Origin of the sequence: Streptomyces sp. NPDC056948, assembly GCF_042674225.1 — a bacterium.
In the GTDB taxonomy this organism is placed as follows: Bacteria; Actinomycetota; Actinomycetes; order Streptomycetales; family Streptomycetaceae; genus Streptomyces; species Streptomyces purpurascens.
On the sequence record NZ_JBHUQX010000051.1, the window covers coordinates 20,944 to 31,248 of the forward strand.

At 68.8% G+C, this 10,305-nt stretch carries 10 protein-coding genes; 9 read left to right on the forward strand and 1 reads right to left on the reverse strand.

Annotated features, from left to right (window positions below):
- Positions 1-55: 55 nt before the first annotated feature.
- The 6 genes from ACFTZL_RS09410 to ACFTZL_RS09435 all read left to right on the forward strand — a co-directional run bounded on the left by ACFTZL_RS09410 (position 56) and on the right by ACFTZL_RS09435 (position 4,808).
- Positions 56-715 carry a hypothetical protein gene (locus tag ACFTZL_RS09410; RefSeq protein WP_382579939.1) on the forward strand — a complete coding sequence of 220 codons (660 nt, stop codon included), beginning with the start codon at positions 56-58 and terminating at the stop codon, positions 713-715.
- Positions 716-786: 71 nt separating this feature from the next.
- Positions 787-1,740 carry a hypothetical protein gene (locus ACFTZL_RS09415; RefSeq protein ID WP_382579940.1) on the forward strand — a complete coding sequence of 318 codons (954 nt, stop codon included), beginning with the start codon at positions 787-789 and terminating at the stop codon, positions 1,738-1,740.
- Between the two features lie 314 nt (positions 1,741-2,054).
- Complete coding sequence (locus tag ACFTZL_RS09420) at positions 2,055-2,432, forward strand: hypothetical protein (protein ID WP_382579941.1); 378 nt, start codon at positions 2,055-2,057, stop codon at positions 2,430-2,432.
- A gap of 63 nt (positions 2,433-2,495) precedes the next feature.
- Positions 2,496-3,374, forward strand: a complete 879-nt coding sequence (locus tag ACFTZL_RS09425) for an LLM class flavin-dependent oxidoreductase (protein ID WP_382579942.1) — start codon at positions 2,496-2,498, stop codon at positions 3,372-3,374.
- A 70-nt stretch (positions 3,375-3,444) separates the two neighbouring features.
- Positions 3,445-3,936 carry a GNAT family N-acetyltransferase gene (locus tag ACFTZL_RS09430; RefSeq protein WP_382579943.1) on the forward strand — a complete coding sequence of 164 codons (492 nt, stop codon included), beginning with the start codon at positions 3,445-3,447 and terminating at the stop codon, positions 3,934-3,936.
- Positions 3,937-3,938: 2 nt separating this feature from the next.
- Complete coding sequence (locus ACFTZL_RS09435; RefSeq protein WP_382579944.1) at positions 3,939-4,808, forward strand: methyltransferase domain-containing protein; 870 nt, start codon at positions 3,939-3,941, stop codon at positions 4,806-4,808.
- Between the two features lie 37 nt (positions 4,809-4,845).
- On the opposite strand, the gene ACFTZL_RS09440 is transcribed toward ACFTZL_RS09435, so the two are convergent.
- Positions 4,846-6,021 carry a winged helix DNA-binding domain-containing protein gene (locus ACFTZL_RS09440; RefSeq protein ID WP_382579945.1) on the reverse strand — a complete coding sequence of 392 codons (1,176 nt, stop codon included), beginning with the start codon at positions 6,019-6,021 and terminating at the stop codon, positions 4,846-4,848.
- Positions 6,022-6,778: 757 nt separating this feature from the next.
- Between ACFTZL_RS09440 and ACFTZL_RS09445 the strand changes: the two genes are divergently transcribed.
- The 3 genes from ACFTZL_RS09445 to ACFTZL_RS09455 form a co-directional block, all read left to right on the forward strand.
- Positions 6,779-7,552, forward strand: coding sequence for an isoprenyl transferase (locus ACFTZL_RS09445; RefSeq protein ID WP_184590939.1), 774 nt, complete (start codon positions 6,779-6,781; stop codon positions 7,550-7,552).
- A 388-nt stretch (positions 7,553-7,940) separates the two neighbouring features.
- On the forward strand, positions 7,941-9,266 hold the full coding sequence (locus tag ACFTZL_RS09450; RefSeq protein WP_382579946.1) for a PhoH family protein: 1,326 nt from the start codon (positions 7,941-7,943) through the stop codon (positions 9,264-9,266).
- A 419-nt stretch (positions 9,267-9,685) separates the two neighbouring features.
- Positions 9,686-10,305: lytic transglycosylase domain-containing protein (locus tag ACFTZL_RS09455; protein ID WP_382579947.1), on the forward strand; the 620-nt coding region annotated here is incomplete at its 3' end.

Genomic DNA, 10,305 nt, shown 5'->3' on the forward strand with positions numbered 1-10,305 from the left:
GCTGTATAGCTTTGGTTCGCTCAAGAGAAGCCTCGCCTCTTACCGGGAGCCGACCGTGAACCGCCGCCCCACTTTCCTCGCAGCGCTCACGCTGACCGCCGCTGCGGCCCTGACGCTGTCCGCGTGCGGGAGCGATGACAGCTCCAAGAGCAAGGACAACGACAAGATCGCGGGAGCCGACGCGGGAAGCGAGACGTCGGCTTCCCCGACGGCCTCCGACGCGTCCTCCGCCGAACGACCGAAGATCGACCTGCCGTCCGACCTGTCCTACACCTTCGACTGGCCCAAGACAGGGGACAAGGACAAGGACGCGATCCTGGCGGACGGCGAGCAGTCCATCAAGGCTGTGGACTTGGCGATCGTCAATCAGGACGCGCTCGACAAGCCGTACCTCCATTACTACGAGGGCGAGGCGGCTGCCTCCACGCAGAAATTCATCCAGAACTACGTCGACCACAAGGCGTCCATCACCGGCGTCTACCGCTTCTACGCCCCCGAAGTGGCAGTCGACAAGGACGGTACGGCCTCCCTCAGCTACTGCGAGGACCAGGGCAAGGCTTATGTGAAGTACCTCAAGACAGACAAGGTCAAGAAGACTGAGGTAACCGCCAAGAGCTACGTCATCTACCACACGTCGCTCAAGAAGAACGACAAGGGCGTATGGGCGGTCCAGAAGATGGTTTCGCAGAGCGGGAGTCCCAAGTGCCGGCCATGACGCGTCCGTTGAAGACTCTCTCCACGGTGGTCATAGTCGGCACGTGCTGGTCCCTCTTCGCACTTCCCGGCATGGCGCGCGCTGACGACACCCTGGGTGGCGACACACAGGGCGCCAACCAGGAGGCCACCGCCGGCAAAGACGGCACCGTCTCCGTAACCGTAGGCGGCGTCGTCTTCGACCGCTCCAAGAACGGCACCGGCAACTCCACCGGCGCCCTGACGTCGTCCACCTCCTGGACGCCGCCGCCCTGCTGGTACGCCCCCAAGTACACCCCGGAGCAGCTGCAGAAGACCCTGGAGCCGGTCTGGGAGGCCGGTTCGACGGGCTATGAGTGGGACGCCGAACAGCGCGACCACTACGTCAACGGCCACCCCTACAAGGACTTCAACAAGGACAAGACCGGCAAGGGCTACTTCTGGGACTCGTACGTCGACGAGGACTTCCCCCCGGGATGGGACTCCTGCAAGAAGCCCGCCTTCTGGGTGGACCAGGGCGACCCCCCGCCCGCAAACGTCGAGAACGCCGTCACCCCCAAGATCCTCGCCGACCTCGCCTACGCGGAGATCCGCGTCCCCAGCACCAAGGTCACCCTGGCACCCGCCGCCGCGACCAAGGTCAACCTGCCGACCTGGTCCTGGCTGGACGCCGCCGACTTCAAGCCGGTCTCCGTCACCGCGTCCGTACCGGTCATCGGCATCACGGCGACCGCGACCGCTGTACCGCAGTCGCTCAGGATCGAACCGGGCACCAAGGACGCTGTGACCTACCCGGCCTCCGGCGTCTGCGACATCAACAACGGCCGCATCGGCGAGCCCTACGCCAAGGGCAAGGCCGACCAGACACCACCCTGCGGAGTGAGGTACCTGCGCTCCTCGGGCAACGGCACGTACCCGCTCCAGGCCACCGTCACCTGGAAGATCGACTGGACCGGCAGCGGCGGCGCAGGCGGCAACCTTCCCGACGGGACGTTCGGTGCGACGCAGGACGTCGTCGTGCAGGAGATCCAGGCCGTCAACCGCTGAGCCGAGCGTTAGATCGTACTGGCGGGGCGACCACTCGTGAGGGTGATCGCCCCGCCAGACCTGCAACCGAATGAATAGAGTCACTTCCTCGTGAGGGCGCAACGGAGCGCGGAGACGTTCTCCACCCGAGTGCCACCGCACCAGGGCAGGGCGTTTGGTATGCCACTCCTGCCGGGTTCACACCTCTGTCACTCGAATCCCTGCTCGCATCGCCATCCTCTGCCGTGGCGGACGACCTCCAACAAGCCTTGGGCCCCCTTCTTGCCTCGGCGCCCGATGACACGGGGGACGGAGACGGGGGTCCAATCCTCTCCTTGTTCACCATCACCTGGGTGGAGACCGCCTGGGCCCCGAGAACAGTCACTGCTGCCAGAGCTGTCGCCACGGCCGAAGGTCACACGCGGATCGAGTACGTGGAACTTCCCAGTGGGCCGGCCACGTTCAGCGAGACCTTACGCAGACCCACACTCGAGTCCGGACTGCCGCAGCAGCCATTGCTACAGGCCCACGCCCATATTCCGCATCCCGACGGCAGGCTCCTGGCAGTGTTCACGCTCAGCACGACGGCCGTAGGCCACCGCGAGTCCTACCGAGCGGTTCTCCAACAGATCGCGGGTCTGATCAGCTTCGAGGATCCATTCGCGTCCGGTGCAGATGGCCGGCATACGGCGACCGAGGCCAGCGCCTCGTGAGCAAGGGCGGCTGGGGCCGCTGATGGAGTTGTGGAGCCGCTCTGTGCCGGATAGGAAGATCTCATGACCGAACTCGGCGCAGTGTTCCGTCCGCAACTAGCCCCCGAGCGGCTTCGATCCGTCGCCCGCATTGCCGATGAGACAGGCCTCGACCAACTCTGGCTCTGGGAAGACTGCTTCCGAGAAGGCGGTATCTCCACCGCCGCCGCAGCCCTCGCATGGACCGAGCGGGCGCGGGTCGGGGTCGGGCTGTTGCCTGTGCCGTTGCGGAATGTTGCCATCACGGCCATGGAGGTGGCCTCGCTGCACCGGATGTTCCCGGGGCGGGCGATCGTCAGTGTGGGGCATGGTGTGCAGGACTGGATGGGGCAGGTGGGGGCGCGGGTCGAGTCGCCGGTGACGTTGCTGCGGGAGCATCTCGTCGCGCTTCGGGCATTGTTGGGCGGGGAGCGGGTGACCACCGACGGGCGGTACGTGAAGCTGGACGATGTCGCGCTCGACTGGCCGCCGGAGGGTGGGGGAGGCGGTGTGCTGGCCGGGGCCACCGGGCCGCGGTCGTTGCGGCTCACCGGGGAGGCCGCCGACGGGACGATCCTCACCGCCGCCACCAATGCCGAGGGCGTACGCAAGGCGCGGCAGCTCATCGACGGAGGGCGGGAGGCCGCCGGGCGAGGGGCCGGACCGCATCCCGTCGTCGTGTATCTGCTGACCGCGACCGGGGTCGGTGCCGCCGACCGGCTCCGTGCCGAGCTGGCCGACGAAGGGCTCGAGTCCGTTCCGGATCTCGGGGTCGCCGGGGACGCCGGTGCCGTCGCCAAGGCCGTCGAGCGGCTGGCCGAGGCCGGGGCCGACACCGTGGTGCTGCAACCGACCGGGGACGAGCCCGACCCGGAGGGGTTCGTGCGGTTCGTCGCCGAGGAAGTGCGTCCGCTCGTTCCCTGAGGGCCGAACGATTCCCTTCAGGGCCGTTGTCAGTGGCTGCTGCGAGACTCCGGGCATGAGTAATCCGGGCATGAGCGATGACGACGTGGATGTGCGGCTGCGAGCTGTTGTGGAAGCCGATCTGGAGTTCTTCCTGGCGTACGAGCATGAACCGGAAGCCGTCCGGCGGTCGAGGTTCACGCCCCGGCCGCGCGACGCGTTCATGCGGCAGTGGAAGGCCAACGTCCTCGGGGACGACACCGTCTTCGTGCAGACCGTGACCGTGGACGGAGACGTGGCCGGCAGCGTCGTCGCCTGGTGGGACGGGGACCGCCGCTTCCTCGGGTACTGGCTCGGACGCCCGTACTGGGGACGCGGCATCGGCAGCCGGGCCTTGGCCCTCTTCCTGGAGCGGGAACAGAACCGGCCGCTGTACGCCGACCCCGTCAGCGGGAACACCGGCTCCGTTCGTCTCCTGGAGAAGCAGGGCTTCCGCCGCGACGGCGTCGTCCGGCACGGAGACAACGAGCATGTCGTGCTCGTCCTCACGCGAGAGGGAGAAGAGGAGAGGGAGGGAGAGTAAGAGTGGGGCCTGAGCATCCGGAACCGCACCGCACCTTCGAGGACCTCGTCGCCGAAGGGGCCTCCGTCCCCACGGAGGGATGGGACTTCTCCTGGTTCGAGGGGCGAGCCACCGAGGCCCGGCCGTCGTGGGGGTATGCGACGTCGTTGGCCGGACGGCTGGGGCGGGCGAGTGCCGTGCTCGACATCCAGACCGGGGGCGGAGAAGTCCTCGACTTCGCCCTTGCTCGTACGGCCCTGCATACGCGTGCGGCCCTGAATGCTCGTGCGGCCCCGGACGCCCATACGGCCCCGACCCAGCCCCGGCTCACCGTAGCCACCGAGGGCTGGCCGCCCAACGTCGCCAAGGCGACCGCCCTGCTCCGGCCGCGCGGAGTCGCGGTCGTTGCCGCCCCCGAGGACGCCCCGCTGCCCTTCGCCGACGGTGCCTTCGACCTGGTCGTGAGCCGGCATCCCGTCCGCCCGCACTGGGACGAGATCGCCCGTGTCCTCCGGCCCGGAGGGACCTACTTCGCCCAGCACGTCGGGCCGGCCAGCGTCTTCGAACTCGTCGAGCACTTCCTCGGGCCCCAACCGGACGACGTGCGCGACGGGCGCCGCCCCGACCGTGAGCGTGCCGACGCCGAGGCCGCCGGGCTCGACGTCGTCGATCTGCGGGCGGAGCGGCTGCGGATGGAGTTCCACGACATCGCCGCGGTCGTGCACTTCCTGCGCAAGGTCGTCTGGATGGTTCCCGGCTTCACCGTCGACGCGTACGAGCCGCAGCTCCGCGCGCTGCACGAGCGGATCCGGGCCGAGGGGCCCTTCGTCGCCCACAGCACCCGCCACCTCTTCGACGCCCGCAAGCCGAACCCAGCTTCCCCTGGCCCTTGATCACGCAAGCCGGACACACCATCCCCTCGCCCCCTGATCACGCATGCGGCCCCACCGTCACCTCCCCCACCACCAACTCCGCCGTCGCCTCCAGCACCTCGCCCACCCGCTCCGCCTGCTCGCCCAGCTCCCGTTCCTGTCGTGCCGTCAGCCGGGCGAGCGGCTCGACCGTGACGGTCGTGCGACGGCCCCGGCGCCGCTGGTGCCACACCCCCGCCGCCACACCGTCGACGAGCAGCACCGGATAGTTGCCCGCTTGGCCGCCCGCGAGGGCGCGCCGGTACGCCTCCCCGGGGAACAACCGCTCGCGGGGCTGCCCGGCGATGACGTACGCGTCGAAGTAGGGGAGCAGCCGCACACCCCGTGCGGGCCCGTCCGGGAAGTCGGTGTCACCCGCCGCCACCCACGCCGGTGTCCCCTCGAAGTCGACCTCCTCGATACGGCCCGCGGCGGCCAGCTCCCCGAACAGGGTGGTGGCCCAGCCGGGCGGTGCCGCGAGCCACTTCGCGAAGTGCTGCGGGGTGGCCGGCCCGTAGGCGTGCAGATAGCGGCGGACGAAGGTGCCCAGCGCATCGGCCAGGGCATCGGCCGGCGCATCGGCCACCGACTCCGCGCGCGGCGGGCGCGTGTACGTCGCCTTGCGACCGCGGTTCGGGCCGAAGCACAGCGTGCCCGCCCAGCCCGCCCGGTGCATCACCTGCCGCCAGCGCGGCCACAGGTCCTGGAACGCCGGCATCACCCGGTCACCGGCCCACGGGCCCGTGCGGGCGACGATCTCCTCGGTCAGCTCGTCGAGGGTCAGATACCTGCCGTCGAGCGCGTCGCCGATCGCCGCCACGACCTCGCGGGCCTGCTCCTCGGTGAGCCGTACGTCGGGCGGGAACGGGCTCGGCCCGGTCGGAACCGCCGTCAGGGCGGCCGACCAGAGGGGGAGTTCACGCGCCGGGAGCAGATGGACCGTGCCGCGCGGACCGTACGTCTTGATCAGGGACCGGTCGTCCCAGAGTGCCGTCCGTACGTCCGCCCGCGTCAGCCCGGTCGTCCGCACCCCCACCGAGACCTCGGCAGCGGACAGCACCTGCGCGTGCGCGCCCGCCATCGCGCCGACCACCTCGGCGACCGGCGTGCCGCTCCCGGCCGGCTCGGCCAGGAACTGCCGCTCCGCACGCCGTGCGCTCGCGGCGTCCCATGTGATCCTCACGGTCGTCGTCATGGAGCGACGGTAGGCGCGAACGAGGACAGAAACTGTCCTCTTTGGCGCCCGCAGGTGGGTCACTCCTTTCACTCACTCCACTTGCGCAACTTCCGTCGAGGTTTTTCACATCGTTATCGCCCGCGGCTCGCCTTCGGTGCCGCCACTCACGTAAGTTCAGACCAAGGTAATTCGCGTCAGCAAAGCTGCGCGGGCGGTACCGCGCAGTGGAGGGGGCTGCGCGGTGCCAGGGCCTCCCTGCTGAGGCGGCGACGAGGCCGCTCCGGGGTCAAGCCGGCGTTCGCAGCCGGGTCACCCGTCGGAGGGACGCCGGGGACAACTCGCCGAGCGGATCCCAAGGTGCGTCAAATCCCCCGAATCTCGCCCGAGGGTGCCCGATTTCGCTGTATATCGGCCGTGTTTCAGTCAAGAACAAGCCATGGGCGAGGGCTTTCGCGGGCATCGCGCCGTCGTCGGGTGGCTCCGGAGAGTAGTTGTGGCACGCCAATGCACCCAGCATCACTTACGAAGGGTTATGGTGGAACCCCCCCCTCGGGCCGGTCCGTCTCCCCCCCCACGGACCGGCCCGATTTTTTTCTGTGCGGGAGCGGGCCGGAACACCGGCCGGAATCCTTCGCTCCGCACCCATTGGGGCCCGGGGACGCAGCGGGGGTAGGCTTCGCCTCCGGGGACTGCCACACGGGCAGGGACCGCCTGCGGCCACGACCGGGCCGCGCATCGCGGCCTGTCCGATCCTTACGGAGGGGCTGACAATCACGTGAACCTGCGCGACAAGCTGCGTGGCCTGCTGGTCAGGCTGTACGCACGCCGGGTGGAAGGTCACCTGGACCACGCTCAGGTGCCCAAGCACATCGGCGTCATCATGGACGGCAACCGGCGCTGGGCGAAGGCCGCCGGTTCCAGCACCGTCGACGGTCACCGGGCCGGTGCCGGGAAAATCGAGGAGTTCCTCGGCTGGTGCAGTGAGACCGACGTCGAGGTCGTGACCCTCTGGCTGCTGTCCACGGACAACTTCGACCGGCCGCAGGACGAGCTCGGCCCGCTGCTCGGCATCATCGAGGACGTCGTGCGCACCCTGGCCGCCGACGGCCGCTGGCGTGTGCACCACGTGGGCACCCCCGACCTGCTGCCCTCCGGGATGCAGACGGTCCTCAAGGAGGCCGAGGAGACCACCGCGCACGTCGGCGGGATACTGGTCAACGTCGCCATCGGCTACGGCGGCCGCCAGGAGATCGCCTACGCCGTGCGCTCGATGCTGCTCGACGCCCAGGAGAAGGGCACCTCGATGGAGGAGCTCGCCGAGGCCGTCGACACCGACATGATCGGGCGTCACCTCTACACGAGCGACCAGCCCGACCCCGACCTGGTGATCCGCACCAGCGGCGAGCAGCGGCTGTCCGGATTCATGCTCTGGCAGACCGCGCACTCCGAGTACTACTTCTGCGACGTGTTCTGGCCGGCCTTCCGCAAGGTCGACTTCCTGCGCGCCATGCGCGACTACGCCGCCCGCCACCGGCGCTTCGGCGGCTGAGCCGTACAACGCTGAACTTTTGCGGGAGGCCGTACGCCGCCCGGTAGCTGCCCGGGCACCGTGGTCACCGCACGTCGCAACGCTTCCCGGTACCCCTCCGAAGACGCACGTAACACGGAGTTCACCGGCTCGCCGTCATATGCCGTGGCATGGCGACGCTCGTTCGAGGGCATAAGCCTGTCAGGTCGACGCCCGAACCACGGGTGTCGGATCTCAGCGGACGGCACGGGGCCGTCCGCCCGGGAGGCCCTTTGCACCAGCCCGATCGTGCGGTCACAGCACGGACGAATTGGCGGAGGGCCGGTTCTCGGCCCGCGCAGGGCGGCCGACGACCGGTCCAGCTCCACTCCGTCGCTCCCCGACCTCTTCCGAGGGGGTACGTCCTTCCGTGGTGACCAGCGCAAAGCGCCACAAGCCAGACCGGCGCACCTATGTCCTCGACACCAGCGTTCTGCTGGCCGACCCCAACGCCCTGAGCCGCTTCGACGAGCACGAGGTCGTGCTCCCCATCGTCGTGGTGACGGAACTGGAGGCCAAGAGGCACCATCCCGAACTCGGCTACTTCGCGCGGCAGGCCCTCCGCCTGCTCGACGACTACCGGATTCGCCATGGCCGCCTGGATTCCCCGATTCCGACCGGGGACCTCGGCGGGACCGTCCGTGTCGAGCTCAACCACTCGGACCCCAGCGTGCTGCCCAGCGGCTACCGCCTGGGGGACAACGACTCCCGCATCCTCGCGGTCGCCCGCAATCTGCAGGCCGAGGGGTTCGACGTCACCGTCGTGTCCAAGGACCTCCCGCTCAGGATCAAGGCGTCGTCCGTGGGACTCCTCGCCGAGGAGTACCGCGCCGAACTCGCCATCACGGACTCCTCCGGCTGGACCGGAATGTCCGAACTGACCCTGCCCGGCGAGCAGGTGGACATCCTCTTCGAGGAGGGACACGTCTATGTCCCCGAGGCCGCCGATCTCCCGGTGCACACGGGCCTGACCATCCAGTCGGAGCGCGGCAAGGCGCTCGGCCGGGTCACGCCCGAGGGCAACATCCGTGTCGTACGCGGGGATCGTGAGGCGTTCGGCATCAAGGGCCGCAGCGCCGAGCAGCGCATCGCGCTCGATCTGCTGCTCGATCCGGACGTCGGGATCGTCTCCATGGGCGGCCGGGCCGGCACCGGAAAGTCGGCGCTGGCGCTGTGCGCGGGCCTGGAGGCGGTGCTGGAGCGCCGTCAGCACCAGAAGGTGATGGTCTTCCGTCCGCTGTACGCGGTGGGCGGGCAGGAGCTCGGCTATCTGCCCGGCTCCGAGGCGGAGAAGATGAGCCCCTGGGCTCAGGCCGTGTTCGACACGCTGTCGGCGGTCACCAGCCGGGAGGTCATCGAGGAGGTCACCGCGCGCGGGATGCTGGAGGTCCTGCCCCTCACCCACATCCGGGGCCGCTCGCTGCACGACGCGTTCGTGATCGTGGACGAGGCACAGTCACTGGAAAGGAATGTACTTCTTACCGTTCTGTCCCGGATCGGGGCCAATTCACGGGTGATTCTCACCCATGACGTGGCGCAGCGGGACAACCTCAGGGTCGGCCGGTACGACGGTGTCGTCGCCGTCGTCGAGAAGCTGAAGGGGCATCCGCTCTTCGCGCACGTGACCCTGAACCGGTCCGAGAGGTCCCAGATCGCTGCCCTTGTGACCGAAATGCTCGAGGACGGGCAGATCTGACCGCCCTGCCCCAAGCGGTGGTGGTTACGCAGTAGTTGGCGCTGTCCGGAAAGGCGAAGAGCCTAGCCGGGCGGCGCCTTCGCGCGTGACAGTTTCCGTGAATCTCCTGGGCCAAACGGGATGTGAGCTTTCACACCCAACACAGAATTGCCTTGCCCCGCCGTGTTACGGCAGAGTCTCACTCCTGTCAGGCCCCGCATACGACACACCTGTACCCCCAGCGGTACGGCACCACAAAAGCATCAGCATCAACTGCATAGCGATGTCGTATGCCGCCCGCGCATCACGTGGCGCTCCCTCCCGAGGGAGTTGCCCACCGGGCCCGTGCCTCCCGTGACCCGTAGTTGGGGAGGCCTGTGCCAGGGGCACGATTGCGTCCGCGAGGGTCACCGAAGCGGGCGATGCTGGAAGGAAACCGTGTGAGCCGGATCTCGGTCCGGGGATTCGCAGTGGCTTCGGCCACGGCGGTCACCGCTGTCGGAAGCGTCGTCGGTGTTGCCTCGGGCAGCACCGCGCAGAACAACGACGCCGAAGCGACGGCAAACGGCACCACGTTGCTCGCGGACATCCCCTCGGGTCAGCAGGCCCAGGTGCAGACCGCGTCGCTGACGCAGCAGGCCGACGTACAGGCCATCGCCGCCGATGTGAGCGCGAAGAAGGACGCTGAGGAGGCTGCCCGCAAGGCTGCCGCCGAGACGGCGATCGCGAAGAAGGAGGCCGCCGAGAAGGCTGAGAAGGCGGCGAAGGAAGCCAAGGAGCGCACGGAGGCCAAGGCCGCCGCCAGCCGTTCCAAGGACATCTCCGACATCCCCGTCTCGAGCTCCTACTCGATCGCGCAGATCCAGGCGATGGCCCGGCAGATCGTGCCCTCCGGTCAGTTCCAGTGCTTCAGCAACATCGTGGACCACGAGTCCGACTGGAACTACAAGGCCGTCAACCCCTCCTCCGGGGCCTACGGCATGTTCCAGGCGCTCCCCGGCACCAAGATGTCCTCCGCCGGTGCCGACTGGCGGACCAACCCGGCCACCCAGATCAAGTG

Excerpts from the sequence above, each read along its gene's own strand:
- ACFTZL_RS09415 (WP_382579940.1), top strand. The coding sequence starts at position 787 with ATGGCGCGCGCTGACGACACCCTGGGTGGCGACACACAGGGCGCCAAC.
- ACFTZL_RS09425 (WP_382579942.1), top strand. The coding sequence starts at position 2,496 with ATGACCGAACTCGGCGCAGTGTTCCGTCCGCAACTAGCCCCCGAGCGG.
- ACFTZL_RS09430 (WP_382579943.1), top strand. The coding sequence starts at position 3,445 with ATGAGCGATGACGACGTGGATGTGCGGCTGCGAGCTGTTGTGGAAGCC.
- ACFTZL_RS09440 (WP_382579945.1), bottom strand. The coding sequence starts at position 6,021 with ATGACGACGACCGTGAGGATCACATGGGACGCCGCGAGCGCACGGCGT.